The following is a 23,337-nucleotide window of genomic DNA, read 5'->3' on the forward strand; positions in this document are numbered from 1 at the left end:
AAAAATTAAAAATCGTTTAAACCTTTTTTAAACACAGCTGCGACTAAGGTATAAAAGGTCATTAACAGGAATCAGACAATGAAAAAATTACTTTGTGTAGCGGCATTAGGCTTAGCACTTTCAACAACATACGCAATGGCAAAAGACTCACGTGAGCTAAATCATAACTTTGCAGTGAATGGCGCAAGCCAGCTTGATATTGATTTTCCGGTGGGCAGCTTAGAAGTCGAAAGCTATGACGGCAGCGAAGTCGTGGTTACAGTTCGCATTGAACCAAAAAATGACAATAGCTGGTTCAGCTCTGATGTTGACTTATCAGATATCGAATTAAGCCACTCGCAAAGTGCCAGCTCACTTAGCTTAAAATTAGATAACGATGACATTCAACAAAACTGGCATGTAAAAATGCCTAAATCAATGGCAATTGATGTTGAGCTAGGTGTAGGTGATGTTGAGATTAATGACGCAAGTAATTCCGTTGAGATTGAACTTGGTGTGGGCGCAGTAAGAATTGATAGTGCGCTTGACGATTACAGACGCATCGAACTGGATACCGGTGTGGGCGACACCAAGATTCGCGGCTTGAAAAAAGAGGCTAACACCAGCCGCAAAGTCGTTAGCTCTCACTCAAGCTACCGAGGCAATGGGCTGCATGATATTGACGTTGAAGTAGGGGTTGGCGACATCAAAGTAACAAACTAATTTAACGCTTTGGTTATCCCTGTGAGCTCTCGGTAAATAAAATACTGAGAGCTTTTTGCACTGAATCTAGTGATATCGGTTTGTATACATGTAGGTTAGCCCCAAGTTCATACACACGTTGTAAATCATCATTTGATGTATTGGCCGTCACCACCAAAATTGGCACCTGTTGCCCCTGCTCATTACGAATAATATCAATCGCTTTAAAGCCATCCATAACTGGCATGTTCAAATCCATAAAGATTAAATCATACTGCTTATCTGACGCTTTATCTGTGGCGATTAAGCCATTTTCAGCGATATCAAAGCTGTAATTTAACTGCCCTAAAATACGACCTAATATAGTGGCATTCAACTGATTATCTTCCACAATTAAGCAGTGTAACTTATTGGGTAATAAAACCTCTGCGTCATCACCAGCGGCATTACTTAACTCTAAGCTAAGCACCACTTTAACACCTTGCGGTTGAGCACTTAAAAACTCAATATTCCCCTGCAAAGCTTTAACAATATGCACCACCCTCAACAAACCAGTTTTAAGGCCTTGAAAATGCTGCTCGCTATCATTTTCCAAGCTGAGTATATCGGTCGGTGGCTTTTCAAATCCTTTGCCGTTATCTTGCACTTCAATAATGTAGTTTTGTTCGCCTTGGCTTCTTGCTGTGATCGCAATTCGACCTTGTTCAGCAGTAAACTTTACTGCATTGTTGATGAGTTCAGCCAAAACTTGCTGTAAACGAGCATGATCAGTAAGTACATCTTTGTTAAGAGATTCTGGAATATCGATACTAAGCAGAATATTCTTTTCGTCGCAAACATATTCAAATGGGGTGATCGCGTGTTTTAGAGTCGACTTTAAATTTCCACGACTCGGGTTTAATTGCCAATTTCCTGTTGTGAGCTGTTGTAAATCAACAAGTTCATCTAACATTGCGACTAATCTATTCACACAATAAACAGCTTGTTTTTTAGTTGCGAGCTGTTGTTCATTGATATCAAGCGCTTCAATAGAGGCTGTAAGGCCTTGTATTGGTGTTCGAAATTCATGACTTGCGCGCGCTATAAAGCGCTCTTTATTTTTGCTTATTTGCTCCGCATATTCTTTTTGAGTTTGATACTTATTAATTGTTTTAGCGATTAATGATTCCATTGGCTTAAAGACAAAAAATAGTTCAATCAATAACAACAGCAAAGCAGTTAACCAAAATATTAATTCAACTGTTGCAATAAATGTGACTTTTTTTACAGACTCTTGCTCAAGCAACTCAACAGCTACATCTAATTCATTTAATAAGACTTCAACTTGTTGAGTTTCGAAAACTGGCCCGTCAAAATCTGTGTAGTCGTCACGGCTATTTAATAACTTCTGTGCTTTGCTAACATAACGTTTAACACGCGCATCAAGATTAATTGGAGCGGCAAAGTAATGTGCCTCTAACTCCTGATTTAAATGACGAAACGTATTTGGACCATCGCGAGCGACCAAAAACTGGTGACCTGCAATAAACTGCTCAACGGTGTCTTGTAGCAGCTTGCGATGCTGTTGCTTTACAGGCAGAGACTTGTCATAAATTAATGCGTTACCGTGCAAAGCAATCTTTTGAGAGAGCATTCGTTGCTTGCCGGCAATATTGATCACCTCGGCATCATCCTTTTGGATATACAACAAAGATTGAATCAAGGCCGCTGACAAGGATATTAGAAGCGCTATCGCTAATAATCCCCAGCGATATCTTTTACGGATATCAATAACTAGGTTTAACATGCATTTCTCTGATCTTTTTTATTTTATTCTAGTCTAAATTAAGCAGTAAAGCCCACTATTAAGTGGGCTTTATCAACAAACAAAGCTGTACTTAAAGACTACCTATTTTCGAGGCGGTTATAGTCAAATAACCCAAATTCGACACCTCGGTATTCTTTAGCTACACGATGCAAAATATCGCTGTATTGCCAAAACTGAGGATGCGTTCGACGAATCGCAAATTCGCTTTTCAGGTCTCTATATGCCGACTCATCAGTCACTTTAGCAAGCCCAGCTGCAAATGCGGCAACCTGTTGTTCGTTATGTAGATACCAAATTGCTTCTGGGTAATCACCAATAAACCCAGGTACAATTGTTACAGTATCTTCGTCATAAGCTCGCTGCCCTTCTTCATTCAATAAGCTCGAAATATTGTAATGAGCATTGTGATGAATAAGAGTATAGGCTTTGTGCTGTTCATCGCCCTCTTTGACTAACACAAACGAAATTTGCGGCAGTAGATTAATTGCTTTGACAGGCAAATCATTTATTTGTGCAAGCGGCTCAGGCACTTTGGTGTAGTCATAACGAGGACTCAAAATTGGTTTGAGCTTCTCTTTAAGCATGTTATACAGCTCAGACTGTTGATCTGCTGTTTTGAATTCAATGCCAGTAGGTTGACTAAATGACAGTTCATCTTCAAAGAAACTGGTTAAACTAGGTGGCGATTTACGATACCACTGAGCTTTAACTTCTTTGCGTTTAGCTTCTGGTAATAACGCCAGATAATTCGCTTCGCCTTCTAAGCGTAAAAAGTCCATATACAAACGAGTTAAAAGCTGATGACCTATATTGCCGTACACATCAAACCCCGCCACCAGCAGGTAATGAATACGCTCAAATAAGGCATAATCGAGTATCCAAGCAGTCTTTGGTTGCTGACCTATCCAACCTTTTACAACCGTTGCACTATCGAAATGACGGAACACCGTCAGCGCTGCATTTTGGTTATGACCATCACCTTGCCAAAGTAAATCGGTGGTAAGGTGCTGACCGTTCTCAAACATCTTATTTGCCAGTGCAACTTTTGCTGATAAGTATTTGTTTTGGCGTTTTGAATACTTTACCCAACTAGAAATCGGTAAAGCGTTACTTTCTTCTTCTGCTGGTAAAGCTAGCGCATCTTCATGTTGTAACAACATTTCACCGACTTTAGGTGTCGCCGCCATTTCAGGCTTAGCAAAACCAACCCAAAACTGATCGTTAATCACGTTTAACGCGATTTGACCACGACAAACAGGACCTTTAATAAAGCCCATGATTATCAGCTCTGCTTCATCAAGCATAAATTGATAACGCGAGTTTACTGGAATTGCTGCAAAAGCTTTAAACGGATTTGATGCTACTTCAGGCTTATAGCTTGGCAATTTATTTACTTGATAATCAGCTTCAATAAATTGCGAATGTAAGCGGGCAAGTTTTTCATCATTTAATGCTAAAGGTAAATGTGTTTTAGCTAAAATAGTCGAGCGGTCATGCATTAAACGATAGTAAACTCGTTCAACTTTAGGGTCTTCATAAGGGCGACGCGTGCTAATATGCTTGATCTCTTCTCCCGGCGGAGTCGAAGAGCGAACTAGTTTAAAGTAGCTGTGTTTATCGCCATGCTCAGGAAAATAAATATGCGCTAAGTACCAGTGCTCGTAAATATAACGAGCAGCTAGTTGATGCTTTAAACCATCTTGATTTAAGAAAGCTTCCCAGCGCTCCACTTGCTTAAGTACGCCTTTTTCAGGGGGCTCAATATGAGCAAGATATCCGCCTTTTCTGAGCCATTTAGCAAGGTGCTGAAACTCTTCGCTTGAGATCCCCGGTAAACCATATGGCATGCCACTGTGTGGATTATCTTTAGCAAATGAATCAAACTCATTCATTGTGGTGCATGTTTGTTCACGATCGAGTGAAAAATCAAACTCATCGCCTAAAATAGCTTGCTTAGGCAGAGGGCTGCTTTGCTTAAGCACCAAAGAGTTATAAAGCACGCTACCCGCTAGGTTCGCTTCTTCGGTTTGTACTCGCTCGTTAAGCACTGGCGTAAAGCCTTTTTCACGCCACTGAGCTGTGGTTGTCGCATCAAATAGTAAACGACTTGGCTCTTGTGCAAGCAAACGTGTGCCATCATAGACACGCTCTTTACTTAAACCTCGGTCAATTCCTTCCACAGAAGATAACTTAAGCTGACAAGGTGCATCATAACAGCCGTGACAAACCACACAACGAGTGTCAAGAACAGGTTTTACGTCACTTAAAAACTCGGCGCCTTCAAGTGTTGATGCAGCAACAACACGCTCTCTAGGTTGCTCTTCACCAAACAATTCATCGTAATGAGCAGCGCCTAAATATGCACAGCCACTTAAAAGAATAAGGCCGAATACGGTCGTGAGGGTTTTTCTCATCCTTCCTCCTCGATATCTTCAACGTCATCACCTAAATCGAAGGTTGGCATCATATCTACTTGCGGCGACACAAAAGTTTGATCATTGTCACAGCTAAGCATTGCGCTCAATAATGGCCCGCGAACTAAAGTTAACTGCGCGTCGTGCTCACTATTAATCAATACTTGATAATCATCATTTAACGCTTCAAGACGATATTCATTAATAGCAATAGCGACACTGCTATCAGCAGCTGGGTTTTGACAAAGCTGCGCAAGTAACTCTTCGCTTAACGTTACATGTAATAATAGATCTGGAGATTCAATATCGCGGCTATGAAGGTTTTCATCGAAATAAAAAAGAGGAAGGGTTAATTCGCTATTTTGCTCTAATTCCATGTGCTGTTCTCTACATCAAAATGACTTTTAATTGTACGAGTATAGCAAACTATAAGTTCAAAAATTAGCGAAACTTATCAGCAGTTAGCAGCTTTTTAGCTACTAACTAACCGAGTTATAAAAACAGTGAAAAAAGTATTACCAAGGTAGCGTTTCACCATTTGAATGCCAAAACCCACCTGTGTTGCTAAGGTTTAGTTCATCAATACGTTTGATGAGACGCTCTGCTGCAGTTTCAGGGCTGATATCGCCAGCAAAATTAACCATTTGCGTTTGTACAAAGCCTGGGTGAAATAAGCCAACAGCAATTTTTTTATCTTTTAACTCATAGGCTAAACTAACACTCGCAGCATTAAGGGCCGCCTTTGACATGCGATAACCAATGTAACCGCCCGAGCCGTTATCAGCAATTGAGCCCATGCGCGATGTGATCATCGCCACTTTAGCATCAACGCCTAAACTTTGCTGTAATGCATGCGTAATACGAATAGGCGCGATACTGTTCACGCTAATTTGCTTTTCGATGGCAGCAAAGTCCATATCAGCGAATGTTTCGTTGTGAAAAATACCGGCGTTATTAACCAAAATATCAATTTTGTCGCCGTGTAAGTAATTGGCAAGTGTTGCAACATCATCGGCGTTAGATACATCAATGTCGCTAATAATCTTCACATCGAGTGCTTGAAGTTCTTCGCTTGGGGTGCGAACCACCGCGGTAACACGGTAACCTTTGGCTGAATATTGTTTACATAAATTAAGACCAATACCTTTATTGGCCCCCGTAACCACCACATGCTTAGTCATCAATCTGCTCCTTAGTTGGGGTATTTATACCTAAACCACCTCAAGGTGCGAGTTTCTGCATCTTGATGAGGCTTAGGTGTATACTTTGGGACAGATTGGCAAAAACCAAGAGCTTAAGTTAATTCATCAATGGTTGACTTAAGAATAGAAAAAACGGCCCCTTGTGGGTCGGTAATCACACTAAAACGCCCAACATCTGGAATGTCTGTTGCTGGCACACAAATAGCGCCATTAAGCTGCGTTGCTTTGGCAACCGTCTGATCGCAATCTGCTACCGCAAAATACGGCATCCAATGCGGTGGAATATCATCTGGCCATTCATCGGTCATTTCGAGCATGCCTGCTATCGGTTGCTCATCAATAGTGAATAAGGTGTAGTCCATACCTTCCATGGGTTTCACCTCAAACTGCCATCCGAATAACTGACAATAAAAGTCGCGACTTTTTTGCATGTCTTTCGACACAAGCTCAAACCAATAAGGTAGGTTAAGCTCTTGCACTCTTTTAGCCCCGATATGCTCACCCGCTTGCCACAAGGCAAATGTTGCGCCGCTAGGCTCTTGCAGCATCACCATTCGACCTGCCGTCATGACATCATGTGGCCCTGCCAAAACCGTTGCCCCCAATGATTTTGCCAGCTCAGTGCTTTGGTCAACATCATCAACAGCAATATATAATAACCAATGGGTTGGCATCTCACTCATACTTGCAGGCAGTTGATACATAGCGGCAATATCATCACCTTGCTTTTGCAGCATGGTGTAATACATGTCTTCACCTATTGGCTGGTCGTCAAAACCCCAGTCAAAAAGTTGCGTATAAAATTGCTTTGCAGCTTGCCAGTCTTTTGCGCATAACTCGGCCCAACAGAAAGTACCCGCAGGGTGTTTTGTATTTATTTTTGTCATGGCTGTTCCTCCTTCATTAACGGTAATCAACAAGCGGCTTTTTTACCAATTATTTTTTAAATTAATTAAATAACCGTTTAGAAAAATTAAATAATCATTATCAGTCACTTACAGAAAAACCAAAGTAAACCAAGTTTTTATAGCCTTTACACAATATTGATTGCAGCAATAAACACATGTATAAATACGAACAATTTTTAATAACAATTATATAGCGATTTAACGATGTCAATGAAATTTGCGCTTCCTTTTTTACTTACCCCTATCGCTGCGTTAGCAAATCAGGCTCAAGATATTGAACGTATTACCGTTTCTACAACTCGTAGTACGGCACCTGTCAGTACTGTGCCAGCAACTATCAGCGTTATTACCAGTGAAGACATTGCAGAACAACTAACTCATACACAAGATCTGTCGCAAATTTTAGGTAATTTATTACCGAGTTTTTCGCCAAGCCGTCAAAAGATGACTAGTGCAGGTGAAACACTACGTGGTCGTGAGCCGCTATACATGATTGATGGGGTTCCTCAGTCAAACCCGCTGCGTAATGGTTCTCGTGATGGGAATACGATTGATCCTGCGATGATTGAACGTATTGAAGTGATCAGTGGTGCTAATGCAATTCAAGGCATGGGGGCAAGCGGTGGTATTATTAATATCATCACAAAATCAGCAGGCGATTTTAATCACCAAATGAGCGCGGGGTTTAGCACTCCAACAGACGGTGGCAGCGACAGCCAAAGCTATAAAGCCAGCTACTTATTTAGCCAACAGCTAGATGATATTAGCTTTATTGGTGGTGTATCGGCTCGTAGTACAGGTATGTATCGCGATGGTAACGGAGACTTTGTTGGGTTAGATGGCACACAAGGTGATACGCAAGACTCAAACAGCCTAGACCTATTTTTAAAAGTTAAATATCAGCTTGATAATGAACAAAGTATTCAAGCGATGCTGAACCATTACAAAATTGAGGGTAATGGAGATTTTGTTGCTATTAATGGTGACCCAACAACAGGCCTTGCCACATCAGCTGAAAAAGGCGATATAGAAGGTGATGCACCACGCAACCGTGTAACAACCTTCACCCTTGATTACAACCACACTAATATCGCTGGCGGCAACCTTGCAGTTCAGTTATTCACGCAAGATTTTGCGGCAATGTATGGCGGCGGTACATTTGGTACTTTCCAAGATCCTGAATTTGGTGAAAACCTTTACGACCAATCTCAAAACAAGTCACAAAAGTTTGGAAGTCGCGTTACTTATAATAAAGATAACCTATTAAGCAGCCAGTTTGATATTGCGACCGGTATCGATTTACTTTCTGACGAAACATACCAAGAGCTTGCGCAAACAGGTCGTCATTGGGTGCCAAAAACCAAGTTTAATAACATCGCACCATTCGCTCAGCTACGTTATGACGGCTTAGAAGATTGGACTTTCAATGCCGGTGTTCGTTACGAGTACGGCAAATTAAAAGTAGATGACTTTACTACCCTAGCATCTTACAACAGCAGCTTTGTAGAAGGCGGTGAGCCAAGCTTTAACGAATTATTAGAGAACTTAGGTGTTGTCTACCAAGTGACTGATGACCTTCGTTTCTACGCAAGCTACAGCGAAGGCTTTAGCATGGCCGATGTGGGGCGTGTACTGCGTGGTATAAACCAAGCTGGCTTATCGGTTGAAAGTTTCTTAAACCTAGAACCTGTGATTTCTGATAACCGCGAATTAGGTTTTGAATATGCAAGCGATAGCTTCAATATTAAAGCCAGCTACTTTGAATCTGACTCAGACTTAGGCTCTCGTTTACAAGCTGATGCTGATGGTATTTACAGTGTAAAACGTGAACGCACTGAGATCTCAGGTTTTGAAGCCAATGCACAGTATTACCTAACTAACAGCACAACATTCGGTGCAAGTTACGCTGATACAGAAGGCCAATATGACGGTGATGGCGACAATAAAGTAGAGAGCGACTTAGGCGGCAGCAATATTTCACCGACACGGTTAAACCTTTACTGGCAGCAACAATGGCCAGCAAGTTTGTCTAGCCGCTTACAAGTTAATAAAGTGTTTGATCGCGACTTTAATACTGGTGAAGAATTTGACGGCTACACAACCGTTGATTTATCAGTGCAATATCAAAGTGCTGAGTATGGTGCATTTAGCCTAGGTATCGATAACCTGCTAGATAAGTACTACATCACTTATTATGGGCAAACAAACCCATCGGCAACTCGCTATTTTGCAGGCACTGGCCGCACTGTAAATCTAACTTGGAACTATGCATTTTAGATTTAAGCTAAAGTAATTAAACAACAAAAAAGGCACCAAGGTGCCTTTTTTAATTAGTGATGATGACCGTGCTCACCTTTGAGCTGATTACCTTGCGCATCATAAAATCCACTTGCACCATGCTCAACAAACCCTAAGTTGATCATTTTAGCTAAAAATGGATCGCTTTCATTATCACCGATATCTGCGTAATCGGTCGTTTGATAGTTATCCCATTTCGCAAATTCTGCCTGAATCTTTTGCTGGTTGTAATGACTGGCTGTTAAAGCAATTTCACGGCTATAAGTTGGTGTTGAAATACGAATTGCTTTGAGTAACTTTTGATTGGCAAGCCAGCTTAGCTCTATTTTGCTCTCACCCTGCTGCTGTGTGTAATACTCTGTTAACTCACAGCCTTCACCGGTGCTTTTCTGGTGCGTCATTGAGGCTAAAAACTTATCGCTTACTAGCTGATATTTGCTACTCCAATCTTGTTCACCTTGCACTTCCGATGGTTGATACTCAATACCACGCTGGGCATGCTGAAAATAACGAATTGGGCGAATTTGTTGATTGCGCAACTGTTGCCATAATTCAATAAATTGTGGATTCTGCTTAGCCACCTGGTGAGGCGTACGCCAAAGGGTAAAAGTGTTTTCAGTATGCTGCTTATTAGCAACGATTTCTGTGGTGACCGTATAGTCTGCTTGCGTAAAACCGGTGTTCATATCGCATTGCCCTGCAACAGCAAGTGGACTAAGTAATGAGGCAAGTAAGATGGCTGCTTTCACGGGATTCTCTTTTGTCTTGGTTTACTTTATAACTAATTGAGTAAGGGAGGCATGGAGCCTCCCAAACACTCATTATTGTGCTAATTTAGCATCGGCTTGTTTAACAAGGTCAGCGGCATAATCCATAACATGGAAGATAAGGCTTTGCTCATTAGTGCCTGTTACTAAATGTGCACCTGGACCTACTGCATACACACCCACATCTTCTGCTGCGTGTGTTTCAGAGCCTAGTGGTACAACAGCTTCTTGGTGGAAACCTGGCGTTGTTGTGTCAACATCTGTTAAATCAACACGACCCGTTACCGGTGCAAAGTTATAACCTGCATCAGCATCAGTCTCATCACCTAAGTCGCGGAAACCGCCACCATTGGTATAACCAACCGTTGTGTATGGCATGTTATCTGCTGCAAGTGATGGTTCATCACTACCCACAGGTACCACTTTACCTAAGATTGGGTTACCACGTTTTGGGTAGCCTGCAATGGTAAATACGTGGCTGTGGTCAGCTGTTACTATGATTAACGTGTCTTCGATGCTGGTTTTATCAAGAGCAACTTGGACTGCTTTTGAAAGCTCAACTGTGTCGCTTAGTGCATTGTAAGCATTACCAGCGTGGTGACCGTGGTCAATACGACCAGCTTCAACTGTTAGCATGAAACCATTGGCGTTGTTATCTAACACATCAATTGCTTTTGCTGTCATTTCAGCAAGTGAAGGCTCGCCTGCTACATCGTTTGCACGGTCTGCTTCGTATTGCATATGTGATTCATTGAATAAACCAAATACGCGCTCTGTTGACTCTGCATCAATTGCATCAAAACCAGCTTGGTCCATCACATATTGACCTGCAGGATATTTAGCTTTCCACTCAGCTGTTAGGTCGCGACCATCTGTACGGTCACCTTCTACTGAGCTCACAGCATCAGCAGAGTTAAACGCTGCGTCTTTCGGTAAGAAATGACGACGACCACCGCCCATCACAACTTCTAAACCATCAACATCTAAGCCTTCGTAGCGTGCCTCTAGGTTTGCTTCAAAGTTAACTAACTGCGATGCAATATCTTCACAGCCAGCGGTAACTGCCGCTTCTGGCATATCTGATACGTCTTCCCAGTTACGGTCAGCCGATTTTGCATACGTTGCTGCAGGCGTTGCGTGAGTGATACGCGCTGTCGAAACAATACCCGTCGACTTACCGGCAATCTCAGCAAGCTCAGTGGCTGTAACTAGTTCATTACCTGCAACCGTTGCACAGTTACCACGTTCGATGTCTTCATCAACACCGATAACGCCAGCATCCGTTTTTACGCCCGATGCCATTGCTGTCATCGTACCCGCAGAATCAGGTGTTTGCGCATCAACGTTATAGGTTTTAGCAAACCCTGAGAATGGTAGTGTTTCAAAGCTTAGTTGATGCTCTTCGCCTAGCTTACCCTCTAGTTGACCGGCCATAATACGTGCTGCTGTGACAGTTGAAATACCCATGCCGTCACCAACAAACAGAATCACGTTTTTCGCTTTACCTGACTCTTTTACAACGGCAGCAATGTTTTCTTCGCTACTAGCGACTTTAACTTGTGCTGACTTGAACCACTCGTTATTAGTCAACGGCGCTAATTGCGATGCCGTTAACGACGTTGCTGGTGCATTACATGCAACGCTTGTATCCGTTACTTCTGCTGAGTCTAGCTCACCGTTATCGTTGCTATCTTCACCGGTAAGGGTTTCTGTACCACCGTTTACGCACTGCTCAGAGCCAACAGCTAATGTATTTTCAATGGTTAATGTTTTTGGTGAGTTGTCATCGTCATCAGAACAACCCGCTAATGCCACTACTACAGCAAGAGAAATTAAATTTAGTTTTTTCATCGTCGTCGCCATTATTCTTCAATTAGTTCTAGAGCTTGGTTAATGATGTGGAAAATTACGTTTTGCTCCACAACGCCTTGTGCTAGTTGCGCACCTGGACCTTTTGCATGCAGTGAAATATCTTCACCTGCATGAGTCTCTGAACTTAGTGGCACAGTGGCTTCTTGGTGATAACCAGGAGTAGTCGTATCAACACCCGTTAAATCAACACGGCCTGCAAATGCCGCTTCGCTATAAGATGCATCAGCGTCGGTTTCATCGCCTAAATCGCGAAAACCTAAACCATTAGCATAACCAACTGTGGTGTAAGGCATTCCATCTGCCGCAAGGCTTGGCTCTTCGCTACCAATAGCAACTACTTGACCTAAGATTGGATTACCACGCTTTGGGTAGCCCGCGATAGTGAATACGTGGCTGTGGTCGGCAGTAACAAGAATAAGAGTTTCTTCTGGGTTGGTGTTCTCAACTGCTGTTTGCACTGCTTTGGCAAATTCAACGGTATCGTTTAACGCGTTATAAGCATTGCCCGCATGGTGGCCATGGTCGATACGGCCTGATTCAACCGTTAAGAAAAAGCCTTTTTCATTGCTCTTTAAGATATCAATTGCTTTACCTGTCATTTCAGATAATGACGGTTCACCCGCTACATCGTTAGCGCGATCTGCTTCGTATTGCATGTGTGATTCGTTAAATAATGCAAATACACGTTTGCTGTCAGCATTTAGTGTATCGAAGCCTGCTTGGTCCATGACGTACTTACCATCAGGGTACATTTCTTGCCACTCAGCCGTTAGGTCACGCTCATCCGTACGGTCACCTTCTACTTCGCTCACTGCATCAGTTGAGTTAAACGTTGCGTCTTTTGGTAAGAAGTGACGACGACCACCGCCCATCACAACTTCAAGACCATCTACGTCAGTCCCTACGAAGCGTGCTTCTAGGTTTTTCTCAAAATTTACAAGTTGTGAGGCAATATCTTCACAACCCGCTTCTACAGCATCAGCTGGCATGTCTGATACGTCTTCCCAGTTACGGTCAGCTGATTTTGCATAGGTTGCAGCCGGTGTTGCGTGAGTAATACGCGCCGTAGAGATAACACCTGTTGCTAGACCTTTGATTTCTGCCAGTTCTGTTGCGGTAATTAACTCATTACCCGCAACAGTTGCACACTCGCCACGCTCGATATTTTCGTTAACACCAATTACACCTACATCGGTTTTAACACCTGAAATAATTGCTGTCATTGTGCCTGCAGAGTCAGGGGTTTGCGCATCAACGTTATAAGTTTTGATTTGCGCTGAGTAAGGGAATTCTTCAAAGCTTAGTAAGCCTTCTTCGCCTGACTTGCCTTCCATTTGTCCCGCCATAATACGCGATGCAGTCAGCGTTGAGATACCCATACCATCACCAACAAATAAAATGACATTTTTAGCTTTAAACGTTTGCTCAGCCTGAGCCGCCGCCTCTTTTTCTGTTAATTTTGTTTCAGCGGCACTATACCAATCATTTTGTTTTTGACTGTCTGGTAACACACCTGCATTGGCCGTCGCTGACAATGCCAACGTTAAACCAATTGCAGTAGCAATTTTATTAATTTTCATCGTTACGTTCCGTTAGTACGTTATTTTTAAGAATTTGAGTGCTAACTAAACTGCACTTGGATAATTAGCGCAGCCATACTAAGAAGGCATTGTTACTAAAAAAGTGACTTTTCATGACGAAATGATGAAACCAAAAACAACTTTAGCTATAGGTAAGTAATTAGTTTTAGTAGAAATAACAGAGTTGGTTGCTAGGTGTGAGTTGCGAGGGTAAAAGTTCTAGCTTCTAGGTCAAGCATAACCTTGGGAGTGCTTTAATGTGGTTTGGCTTTACCAAAGAAAAGGTTTACATGGATTGTGTTGGGTTTCGCTGCGCTCAAACCAACCTACCCGAAGAATGAACAGGCCGAATGCTGAGTGAGACACCGCACAAAACAACTCCACCGTTCTATGTGTGTGTGATCTGACGTCTGAAAGCTGATAGCTCTGTTTAAGTTGGGTTTCGTTTCGCTTCGCTCAAACCAACCTACCCTAAGAATGAACAGGGCAAATGCTGAGTGAGACACCACACTAAACAACCCTCTCAATCTAATCTGACGTCTGAAAGCTGATAGCTTTCCTACAGGCATTAAAAAAGGCCGCCTAGGCGACCTTTTTATAAGCTGTGAAGCTCTATCTGTTGATATTACTCAACGATAGTTGCAACAACACCAGCACCAACTGTACGGCCACCTTCACGGATAGCGAAGCGTAAACCTTCGTCCATTGGGAATTTGAAGGCGGCAGATTAGCCTTTCACTCTAAACTGCTTAAAACTTAAAACTGGTAGCTTTTTTCACCCATAAAAAAACCCGAGACTAAGCTCGGGTTTTTCTTAATGCTTAATGCTTAATGCATCACTATAGTTGATTACTCAACGATAGTTGCAACAACACCAGCACCAACTGTACGGCCACCTTCACGGATAGCGAAGCGTAAACCTTCGTCCATTGGGAGTTTGAAGGCGGCAGATTAGCCTTTCATCAGCGAATACCTTTTCCACAGCCATAAAAAAACCCGAGACTAAGCTCGGGTTTTTCTTAATGCTTGATGCATCACTACAGTTGATTACTCAACGATAGTTGCTACAACACCAGCACCAACTGTACGGCCACCTTCACGGATAGCGAAACGTAAACCTTCGTCCATCGCGATTGGGCAGATTAGTTCTACAGTCATCTTGATGTTGTCACCAGGCATTACCATTTCAACGCCGTCTGGTAACTGTACGTCACCTGTTACGTCAGTTGTACGGAAGTAGAACTGTGGACGGTAACCTTTGAAGAATGGAGTGTGACGACCACCTTCATCTTTAGAAAGTACGTATACTTCTGAAGTGAACTTCGTGTGTGGAGTGATTGAACCAGGCTTAGCTAGTACTTGACCACGTTCAACGTCTTCACGCTTAGTACCACGTAGAAGTGCACCGATGTTCTCACCCGCACGACCTTCGTCTAGAAGCTTACGGAACATCTCAACACCTGTACAAGTTGTCTTCGTAGTTTCTTTGATACCTACGATTTCAACTTCGTCATTCACGTTGATGATACCAGCTTCAACACGGCCAGTTACAACAGTACCACGACCTTGGATTGAGAATACGTCTTCGATAGGCATGATGAATGGCTTATCGATGTCACGCTCTGGCTCTGGGATGTAAGAATCTAGTGCTTCTGCAAGCTCAACGATTTTGTCTTCCCACTCTTTCTCGCCTTCTAACGCTTTAAGCGCTGAACCTTGGATTAGTGGTAAGTCATCACCTGGGAAGTCGTACTCAGAAAGAAGTTCACGAACTTCCATCTCAACTAGCTCAAGTAGCTCTTCGTCGTCAACCATGTCACATTTGTTCATGAATACGATGATGTAAGGTACACCAACCTGACGAGAAAGTAGGATGTGCTCACGAGTTTGTGGCATAGGACCGTCAGTCGCAGCAACTACTAGGATTGCGCCGTCCATTTGAGCAGCACCAGTGATCATGTTTTTAACATAATCGGCGTGTCCTGGACAGTCTACGTGTGCGTAGTGACGAGTTGGAGTATCGTACTCAACGTGTGAAGTTGAGATTGTGATACCACGCTCACGCTCTTCTGGAGCGTTATCGATTGATGCGAAGTCTTTAGCTACACCACCGTATACTTTTGCAAGTACGTTAGTGATTGCTGCTGTTAGAGTTGTTTTACCGTGGTCAACGTGGCCGATTGTACCAACGTTTACGTGCGGTTTTACGCGTTCAAACTTTTCTTTTGCCATCTTAAAAAATTCCTATAAAGAAATTAACGCCTGACCCACTATTGGGCCAGACAAGCTAAATCATATAACAGCGCGAGCTGCAATTATTGCATCTGCAACGTTTTTAGCGGCTTCTGCATACTTCAAAAACTCCATAGAGTAAGATGCACGGCCTTGTGTTGCAGATCGCAGATCAGTTGCATAACCAAACATTTCAGAAAGTGGTACTTGCGCATTAATTTGCTTAAGACCACCGAATGCTTCTTCCATGCCTTCGATCATGCCGCGGCGACGGTTTAAGTCACCAACTACATCACCCATGTTTTCTTCAGGAGTGATAACTTCAACCTTCATTACTGGTTCTAGAAGAGCAGGGTTTGCTTCAAGCGCACCTTTCTTCATCGCCATTGAACCTGCAATCTTAAATGCCATTTCATTCGAGTCTACATCATGGAATGAACCATCATATAAAGTCGCTTTAACGCCAAGTAATGGGTAGCCAGCAAGCACACCTTGAGCCATTTGCTCTTGGATGCCTTTGTCTACCGCAGGGATGTATTCTTTAGGAACTGAACCACCAACGATTTCGTTAACGAATTCGTAAGTTGGCGCATCATCTTCCGAAATATCCATCGGTTCAAGTTTAAGCCAGACGTGACCATATTGACCACGACCACCTGATTGACGTACGAACTTCCCTTCAACTTCAACAGCTGAACGGATAGCTTCACGGTATGCTACCTGCGGCTTACCAACGTTACATTCAACACTGAATTCACGTTTCATACGGTCGACAATGATATCAAGGTGAAGTTCACCCATACCAGAAATAATAGTCTGGCCTGATTCTTCGTCAGTTTGTACTCTGAAAGATGGATCTTCTGCCGCTAGTTTACCTAACGCGATACCCATCTTATCTTGGTCAGCGACTGTGCGAGGCTCAACCGCAACAGAGATAACTGGCTCTGGGAACTCCATACGCTCAAGCGTAATGATTGAGTTCGGATCACACAGTGTCTCACCTGTTGTTACGTCTTTAAGACCAATAGCCGCTGCGATGTCGCCTGCGTAGACTACTTTGATCTCTTCACGTGAGTTTGAATGCATCTGAACGATACGACCAAGTCGCTCACGCTTACTTTTAACTGGATTGTATACCGCATCACCCTGTTTAACAGTACCAGAGTAAACACGGAAGAAGGTCAAGGTGCCAACGAACGGGTCTGTCGCAATCTTAAAAGCAAGTGCGGCAAACGGTGCGTTGTCATCAGCAGGACGTTCTTCCTCAGTACCATCTTCAACGATACCTTGGATTTGTTTCACTTGTGTTGGCGCAGGCATATATTCGATAACAGCATCAAGCACAGCTTGAACACCCTTATTCTTAAATGCACTACCACACGTCATTGGAACAATTTCGTTTGCTAATGTGCGCTGACGTAAAGCTGCTTTAATTTCAGCTTCGGTCAGGTCTTCACCTTCTAGATATTTGTCCATTAGTTCTTCTGATGCTTCAGCAGCGCTCTCAACCATGTGAGAACGCCATTCTTCTGCAAGCTCCAGAAGCTCTGCCGGAATGGCCTCATAAGAGAAAGTCATGCCTTGATCTTCGGCATTCCAGTTAATGGCTTTCATCTTAATAAGGTCAATAACACCTTTAAAGTCGTCTTCAGCACCAATTGGTAGCTGAATTGGAACAGGCGTTGCTCCAAGACGAGATTTCACCTGGTCCACAACTGTTAAGAAGTCAGCGCCAGTGCGATCCATTTTGTTTACGAAGATCATGCGAGGAACTTCGTATTTGTTCGCTTGACGCCAAACTGTCTCAGTTTGCGGCTGTACACCAGATGAAGCACAAAGAACAACTACCGCACCATCTAGTACGCGTAAAGAACGCTCTACTTCGATAGTGAAATCTACGTGTCCTGGCGTATCAATGATATTGATGCGATGGTCGTCAAATTGAGCGTCCATCCCTTTCCAGAAACACGTTGTTGCAGCAGAAGTGATTGTGATACCACGCTCTTGTTCCTGCTCCATCCAATCCATAGTTGCAGCACCATCATGTACTTCACCGATCTTATGAGAAAGACCCGTGTAGAACAGAACACGTTCTGTTGTGGTGGTTTTACCTGCATCTACGTGAGCGCAAATACCGATATTGCGATAGCGCTCAAGTGGAGTTGTACGTGCCATATGATCCTCTTAAAGGTTAAGGGCAGATTACCAACGGTAATGAGCGAATGCTTTATTCGCTTCAGCCATACGGTGAACGTCTTCACGTTTCTTAACCGCAGTGCCTTTGTTGTCAGCAGCGTCAACGATTTCTTGAGCTAAACGTAAGCCCATAGATTTTTCGCCACGCTTACGTGCAGCGTCTACTAACCAACGCATACCTAATGCGTTGCGACGTACTGGACGTACTTCAACTGGTACTTGGTACGTTGAACCACCAACACGGCGAGATTTAACCTCTACCTGTGGGCGAACGTTTTCAAGTGCAGCTTCAAAGATTTCAAGGTGCGACTTGCCTGATTTCTCAGCAGCCACGTCTAACGCACCATAAACGATTTTTTCAGCAGTAGATTTCTTGCCGTCTAACATTACTACGTTAACGAATTTAGCAAGAAGTTCCGATCCGAACTTAGGATCTGGAAGAATTTTACGTTGACCTATTACGCGTCTTCTAGGCATTTTGTATCTCCGGTATCTTCAGGTTTGCTCTTTTAGAGTCAATACCCAAAACAATTAATTTAAAAATTTAGTGCTTGGCCTTACTAACGGAGAACCATTAGCCCTTAGGGCGTTTAGCACCGTATTTAGAACGAGCTTGACGACGGTCGCTAACGCCTGCACAGTCAAGTGCACCACGTACAGTGTGGAAACGCACACCTGGTAAGTCTTTAACACGACCACCACGGATTAGGATTACACTGTGCTCTTGTAAGTTGTGGCCTTCACCACCAATGTAAGATGTTACTTCGAAACCGTTAGTTAAACGAACACGCGCTACTTTACGTAATGCAGAGTTTGGTTTCTTAGGTGTAGTTGTATATACACGAGTACATACACCACGCTTTTGCGGACAAGCTTTAAGTGCAGCTGAGTTACTTTTAGTAACTTTGCTACGACGTGGCTTACGCACTAGCTGGTTAATAGTTGCCATTTAAATAGCTCCTGAAATTAAAATTACTACTGAAAAAATAAAAAATCCGCCCTGTTTACATGCTCGTTACAAAACGTGCAGGCAAATGGGTGGCGGAATTTTAATGAGCAAAGTTTAACCTGTCAACCTTAACTCATCGTAAGGCAGAAGATAACTGCCTTACGATTTCTTAATCTATTGATTAAGCTGAGATTATTGGTTTCCAGAGATATCTGCGTTTAGTGCGTCAGTAAGTGCTTGAGTTGCCTCTTCAGCGCTTACTGTTTGCTCTTCAACGATTTCACCTTGCTTGCGACGGTTTAAACGGTCTTGGTGATACGCAAAGCCTGTACCAGCTGGGATCAGACGACCCACGATTACGTTTTCTTTCAGACCACGAAGCTCATCGCTCTTACCATTTACAGCGGCTTCAGTTAGGACACGAGTTGTCTCCTGGAACGATGCTGCAGAAATGAAAGATTCTGTTGCAAGTGACGCTTTAGTGATACCCATTAACTGGATTTCAAACTTCGCTGGGATCTTGCCTTGTTTCTCAAGTTCACGGTTAGAAATATTAACGCGTGCTACTTCAACTTGTTCACCGGCTAAGAACTCAGTGTCACCGCCGTCAAGGATGATACATTTACGTAGCATCTGACGAATAATTGTCTCAATGTGCTTGTCATTGATCTTAACGCCTTGCAAGCGGTAAACCTCTTGCACTTCGTTAACGATGTAGTTAGCTACATGAGTTACACCACGTAGGCGTAAGATGTCATGTGGTGACTCAGGACCATCGGCGATAACCTCACCTTTAGACACTTGCTCACCTTCGAACACGTTAAGTTGACGCCATTTAGGGATCATCTCTTCGTATGCGTCACCCTCAGCAGGAGTGATTACAAGACGCTTCTTACCTTTAGTTTCTTTACCGAAGCTGATAGTACCTGTGATTTCTGCAAGGATTGCAGGATCTTTCGGCTTACGTGCTTCGAATAAGTCAGCTACGCGAGGTAGACCACCCGTGATATCACGAGTCTTCGAACCTTCTTGCGGAATACGTGCAAGTACGTCACCTGGGTTTGCAGTTGCACCGTCTGTTACTTCAATCGTTGTGAATGAAGGAAGACGTGTTTCTTGCAGACCACGCTCATCGCTTTCGATGATTAGTTTAGGTTCTTTCGCATTCGCTTTACCTAAGTCTTTAACAACCACACGTGTTAAACCAGTTAACTCGTCTGTTTGTGCTTCGGTATTTGAGTCATCAATGTCGCTGAACGAGATTTTTGACTTGTGCTCAAGAACGATTGGGTGACTATGCGGGTCCCAAGTAGCAACGATGTCGTTACCTTGAACTTCTGCATTATCTTGTACTGCTAACACCGCACCGTAAGGTACTTTATAACGCTCTTTCTCACGACCAAAGCTATCGATGATAGTGATCTCTGTTGAACGAGACGTGATAACAATCTTACCGTCTGTGTTTAATACGTACTTCGCATTGTGTAACTTCAATGTACCGTTAGTTTTAACTTGTACACTGTTTTCAGCAGACGCTCGAGATGCCGCACCACCGATGTGGAAGGTACGCATCGTAAGCTGTGTACCCGGCTCACCGATTGATTGTGCCGCAATAACACCTACTGACTCACCTGGGTTGATGATGTGGCCACGCGCAAGGTCACGACCGTAACACTTAGCACATACACCAAAGTCATTATCACAAGTGATTACTGAACGAACGCGTACTTCATCCACTGAGTGCTCTTCTAAAAGGTCACACAGTTTTTCGTCAAGCATCACGTTACGCTCAACAAGTACCTCGTTAGTATTTGGAATTAATACATCTTCAGCAACAACACGACCTAGTACACGTTCACGAAGTGCTTCTACAACGTCACCACCTTCGATAAGCGGTTTCATTGTTAAGCCATCTTCTGTGCCACAGTCGTCTTCGTTGATTACTAAGTCTTGTGCAACGTCTACTAGACGACGCGTTAAGTAACCCGAGTTTGCTGTTTTAAGTGCTGTATCGGCAAGACCTTTACGCGCACCGTGCGTTGAGATGAAGTACTGTAGTACGTTCAGACCTTCACGGAAGTTCGCCGTGATTGGTGTCTCGATGATTGAACCATCTGGACGTGCCATTAGACCACGCATACCCGCTAACTGACGGATCTGAGCGGCGCTACCACGTGCACCTGAGTCTGCCATCATAAACACTGAGTTAAATGAAGATTGCTCTTCTTCTTCGCCTTTCGCGTTGATTACAGTGTCTTTTGATAAGTTCGCCATCATCTCACGTGATAAGTTTTCATTTACACGTGACCAGATATCGATAACTTTGTTGTACTTTTCACCAGCCGTTACAAGACCTGATTGGAATTGTTGGTTGATTTCAGTTACTTCAGCTTCCGCTGATTCAATGATTTCTGCTTTAACCGGTGGGATAACTAGGTCATCGATACCGATTGAAACACCTGACTTCATTGCGTAGTGGAAACCTGTGTACATTACTTGGTCAGCAAAGATAACGGTATCTTTAAGACCTAGACGACGGTAACACTCGTTTAATAAGCCAGAAATTTGTTTCTTACCTAGGGCTTGGTTGATTAACTCAAACGGCATGCCTTTAGGTAGGATTAGTGAAAGAATTGCACGACCTACTGTTGTTTCAACAATAGATACTTGCTCAACTGCTTCACCTTCTTCATTGTCAACTGTTTCGCTAATACGTACTTTTACGCGCGCATGTAGCTCAGCATTACCACTGCGGTATGCTTTTTCAGCTTCTTTAGGATCTTTAAATACAGTACCTTCGCCTTTCGCATTGATGCGATCACGCGTCATGTAGTAAAGACCTAATACAACGTCCTGTGAAGGAACGATGATTGGCTCACCATTCGCTGGAGATAGGATGTTGTTTGTAGACATCATTAGAGCACGTGCTTCTAACTGTGCTTCAAGCGTTAACGGTACGTGTACCGCCATTTGGTCACCATCGAAGTCAGCGTTGTACGCCGCACAAACTAATGGGTGTAAATGGATCGCTTTACCTTCGATAAGCACAGGTTCGAACGCTTGGATACCCAAACGGTGAAGTGTTGGTGCACGGTTAAGTAATACTGGATGTTCACGAATTACTTCGTCTAATACATCCCATACTTCTGCCACTTCACGCTCAACCATCTTCTTAGCAGCTTTGATAGTCGTAGCCATGCCGCGACGCTCTAATTTGCCGTAGATAAATGGTTTGAATAGCTCAAGTGCCATCTTCTTAGGAAGACCACACTGGTGTAGTTTAAGCGTAGGACCTACTGTGATTACAGAACGGCCAGAGTAATCTACACGTTTACCAAGTAAGTTCTGACGGAAACGACCTTGCTTACCTTTGATCATATCAGCAAGCGATTTAAGAGGACGTTTGTTAGAACCTGTAATCGCACGACCGCGACGACCGTTATCAAGTAGCGCATCTACCGCTTCTTGTAACATACGTTTTTCGTTGCGTACGATAATGTCTGGTGCTGCTAGATCTAATAGACGCTTAAGACGGTTATTACGGTTAATAACACGACGGTAAAGGTCATTCAGATCAGAAGTCGCAAAACGACCACCGTCTAGTGGTACTAATGGACGTAGATCAGGCGGAAGTACTGGAAGTACTGTCATGATCATCCACTCAGGGTTGTTACCTGATTGGTGGAAAGATTCCATTAATTTAAGACGTTTAGTGATCTTCTTACGCTTAGTTTCAGAGTTAATTGTTGGTAACTCTTCGCGCATTTCAGCAATTAATTGGCCAAGATCAAGTTCACGAAGCAAGTCTAATACTGCTTCTGCACCCATCTTCGCTTCAAACTCATCACCGTGCTCTTCAAGTGCATCTAGGTACTCTTCTTCACCTAAAAGCTGACCACGCTCAAGCGTTGTCATACCAGGCTCAGTTACTACGAATGATTCGAAGTAAAGTACGCGCTCGATGTCACGAAGTGTCATGTCTAGCATTAAGCCAATACGTGACGGTAATGATTTTAAGAACCAAATGTGCGCAACTGGGCTCGCAAGCTCAATGTGACCCATACGGTCACGACGCACTTTAGTAAGCGTTACTTCAACGCCACACTTTTCACAAATAACACCACGGTGCTTAAGGCGCTTATATTTACCACATAAACACTCATAATCTTTCACTGGGCCGAAAATACGGGCACAGAATAAGCCGTCGCGCTCAGGCTTGAAAGTACGGTAGTTGATTGTCTCAGGTTTCTTTACTTCACCGTATGACCATGAACGAACCATATCTGGCGAAGCAAGACCAATGCGAATTGCATCGAATTCTTCGGTCTTATTTTGTTGCTTCAGAAACTTAAGTAAGTCTTTCACCTTAGCTCTCCTGTCGGAGGTTAATCTTGAGGGCGAACCAATCGCCCCTACATTCTATTCGGCCTA

At 43.3% G+C, this 23,337-nt stretch carries 15 protein-coding genes and 2 pseudogenes; 2 read left to right on the plus strand and 15 right to left on the minus strand.

The genetic code is table 11. The features are described from left to right. Positions 1 to 78 precede the first annotated feature (78 nt). Positions 79 to 702 carry a hypothetical protein gene (locus ISP07_RS18100; RefSeq protein ID WP_209328467.1) on the plus strand — a complete coding sequence of 208 codons (624 nt, stop codon included), beginning with the start codon at positions 79 to 81 and terminating at the stop codon, positions 700 to 702. Between the two features lie 13 nt (positions 703 to 715). Here the strand turns inward: ISP07_RS18100 and ISP07_RS18105 are convergent, their stop codons facing one another. The 5 genes from ISP07_RS18105 to ISP07_RS18125 form a co-directional block, all read right to left on the minus strand. Then, positions 716 to 2,467 carry a response regulator gene (locus tag ISP07_RS18105; protein ID WP_209328468.1) on the minus strand — a complete coding sequence of 584 codons (1,752 nt, stop codon included), beginning with the start codon at positions 2,465 to 2,467 and terminating at the stop codon, positions 716 to 718. Between the two features lie 98 nt (positions 2,468 to 2,565). After that, positions 2,566 to 4,902 (minus strand): fatty acid cis/trans isomerase, encoded by a 2,337-nt coding sequence (locus ISP07_RS18110; protein ID WP_138619841.1) that lies wholly within the window; start codon positions 4,900 to 4,902, stop codon positions 2,566 to 2,568. Next, on the minus strand, positions 4,899 to 5,279 hold the full coding sequence (locus ISP07_RS18115; protein ID WP_054554103.1) for a hypothetical protein: 381 nt from the start codon (positions 5,277 to 5,279) through the stop codon (positions 4,899 to 4,901). The genes ISP07_RS18110 and ISP07_RS18115 overlap by 4 nt, the downstream gene beginning before the upstream one ends. 138 nt (positions 5,280 to 5,417) lie before the next feature. After that, entirely contained in the window at positions 5,418 to 6,083 is a 666-nt protein-coding gene (locus tag ISP07_RS18120; RefSeq protein ID WP_209328469.1) for an SDR family oxidoreductase, read from the minus strand. 113 nt (positions 6,084 to 6,196) lie between these two features. After that, positions 6,197 to 6,991 (minus strand): VOC family protein, encoded by a 795-nt coding sequence (locus ISP07_RS18125; protein ID WP_209328470.1) that lies wholly within the window; start codon positions 6,989 to 6,991, stop codon positions 6,197 to 6,199. 231 nt (positions 6,992 to 7,222) lie between these two features. On the opposite strand from ISP07_RS18125, the gene ISP07_RS18130 reads away from it, so the two are divergent. Next, positions 7,223 to 9,289, plus strand: a complete 2,067-nt coding sequence (locus tag ISP07_RS18130) for a TonB-dependent receptor (protein WP_209328471.1) — start codon at positions 7,223 to 7,225, stop codon at positions 9,287 to 9,289. A gap of 53 nt (positions 9,290 to 9,342) precedes the next feature. On the opposite strand, the gene ISP07_RS18135 is transcribed toward ISP07_RS18130, so the two are convergent. The 10 genes and pseudogenes from ISP07_RS18135 to rpoC all read right to left on the minus strand — a co-directional run bounded on the left by ISP07_RS18135 (position 9,343) and on the right by rpoC (position 23,271). Next, a complete protein-coding gene (locus ISP07_RS18135) occupies positions 9,343 to 10,059 on the minus strand; it encodes a hypothetical protein (protein ID WP_209328472.1) in 717 nt (238 codons plus the stop codon). 72 nt (positions 10,060 to 10,131) lie between these two features. Further along, entirely contained in the window at positions 10,132 to 11,928 is a 1,797-nt protein-coding gene (locus ISP07_RS18140) for an alkaline phosphatase (protein ID WP_138619844.1), read from the minus strand. An 11-nt stretch (positions 11,929 to 11,939) separates the two neighbouring features. After that, complete coding sequence (locus tag ISP07_RS18145) at positions 11,940 to 13,529, minus strand: alkaline phosphatase (RefSeq protein WP_054554097.1); 1,590 nt, start codon at positions 13,527 to 13,529, stop codon at positions 11,940 to 11,942. Between the two features lie 625 nt (positions 13,530 to 14,154). Then, positions 14,155 to 14,235, minus strand: a pseudogene (locus tag ISP07_RS20790) (elongation factor Tu); the annotation flags it as partial. Positions 14,236 to 14,378: 143 nt separating this feature from the next. Continuing rightward, a pseudogene (locus ISP07_RS18155) lies at positions 14,379 to 14,465 on the minus strand (elongation factor Tu); the annotation flags it as partial. Positions 14,466 to 14,576: 111 nt separating this feature from the next. Next, the gene (tuf, locus tag ISP07_RS18160) at positions 14,577 to 15,761 is read right to left on the minus strand and encodes an elongation factor Tu (RefSeq protein ID WP_054564107.1); all 1,185 of its coding nucleotides are present in this window, start codon (positions 15,759 to 15,761) and stop codon (positions 14,577 to 14,579) included. Between the two features lie 60 nt (positions 15,762 to 15,821). After that, positions 15,822 to 17,936, minus strand: a complete 2,115-nt coding sequence (gene fusA, locus ISP07_RS18165) for an elongation factor G (protein ID WP_054554835.1) — start codon at positions 17,934 to 17,936, stop codon at positions 15,822 to 15,824. A gap of 27 nt (positions 17,937 to 17,963) precedes the next feature. Beyond that, positions 17,964 to 18,434 carry a 30S ribosomal protein S7 gene (gene rpsG / locus ISP07_RS18170; protein WP_054554834.1) on the minus strand — a complete coding sequence of 157 codons (471 nt, stop codon included), beginning with the start codon at positions 18,432 to 18,434 and terminating at the stop codon, positions 17,964 to 17,966. A 97-nt stretch (positions 18,435 to 18,531) separates the two neighbouring features. Continuing rightward, positions 18,532 to 18,906 (minus strand): 30S ribosomal protein S12, encoded by a 375-nt coding sequence (gene rpsL / locus ISP07_RS18175; protein ID WP_002958885.1) that lies wholly within the window; start codon positions 18,904 to 18,906, stop codon positions 18,532 to 18,534. Between the two features lie 192 nt (positions 18,907 to 19,098). Further along, positions 19,099 to 23,271: a DNA-directed RNA polymerase subunit beta' gene (gene rpoC / locus ISP07_RS18180; RefSeq protein WP_054554832.1), complete on the minus strand. Its 4,173-nt coding sequence runs from the start codon at positions 23,269 to 23,271 to the stop codon at positions 19,099 to 19,101. Positions 23,272 to 23,337 lie beyond the last annotated feature (66 nt).

This window comes from Pseudoalteromonas sp. PA2MD11 (assembly GCF_017808125.1).
GTDB lineage: Bacteria > Pseudomonadota > Gammaproteobacteria > Enterobacterales > Alteromonadaceae > Pseudoalteromonas > Pseudoalteromonas simplex.

Coding starts and splice junctions, on each gene's coding strand:
- fusA (WP_054554835.1), bottom strand. CDS start 17,936: ATGGCACGTACAACTCCACTTGAGCGCTATCGCAATATCGGTATTTGC.
- ISP07_RS18145 (WP_054554097.1), bottom strand. CDS start 13,529: ATGAAAATTAATAAAATTGCTACTGCAATTGGTTTAACGTTGGCATTG.
- ISP07_RS18110 (WP_138619841.1), bottom strand. CDS start 4,902: ATGAGAAAAACCCTCACGACCGTATTCGGCCTTATTCTTTTAAGTGGC.
- ISP07_RS18105 (WP_209328468.1), bottom strand. CDS start 2,467: ATGTTAAACCTAGTTATTGATATCCGTAAAAGATATCGCTGGGGATTA.
- ISP07_RS18140 (WP_138619844.1), bottom strand. CDS start 11,928: ATGAAAAAACTAAATTTAATTTCTCTTGCTGTAGTAGTGGCATTAGCG.
- rpsL (WP_002958885.1), bottom strand. CDS start 18,906: ATGGCAACTATTAACCAGCTAGTGCGTAAGCCACGTCGTAGCAAAGTT.
- ISP07_RS18130 (WP_209328471.1), top strand. CDS start 7,223: ATGAAATTTGCGCTTCCTTTTTTACTTACCCCTATCGCTGCGTTAGCA.
- ISP07_RS18100 (WP_209328467.1), top strand. CDS start 79: ATGAAAAAATTACTTTGTGTAGCGGCATTAGGCTTAGCACTTTCAACA.
- ISP07_RS18125 (WP_209328470.1), bottom strand. CDS start 6,991: ATGACAAAAATAAATACAAAACACCCTGCGGGTACTTTCTGTTGGGCC.
- ISP07_RS18115 (WP_054554103.1), bottom strand. CDS start 5,279: ATGGAATTAGAGCAAAATAGCGAATTAACCCTTCCTCTTTTTTATTTC.
- ISP07_RS18120 (WP_209328469.1), bottom strand. CDS start 6,083: ATGACTAAGCATGTGGTGGTTACGGGGGCCAATAAAGGTATTGGTCTT.
- tuf (WP_054564107.1), bottom strand. CDS start 15,761: ATGGCAAAAGAAAAGTTTGAACGCGTAAAACCGCACGTAAACGTTGGT.
- rpsG (WP_054554834.1), bottom strand. CDS start 18,434: ATGCCTAGAAGACGCGTAATAGGTCAACGTAAAATTCTTCCAGATCCT.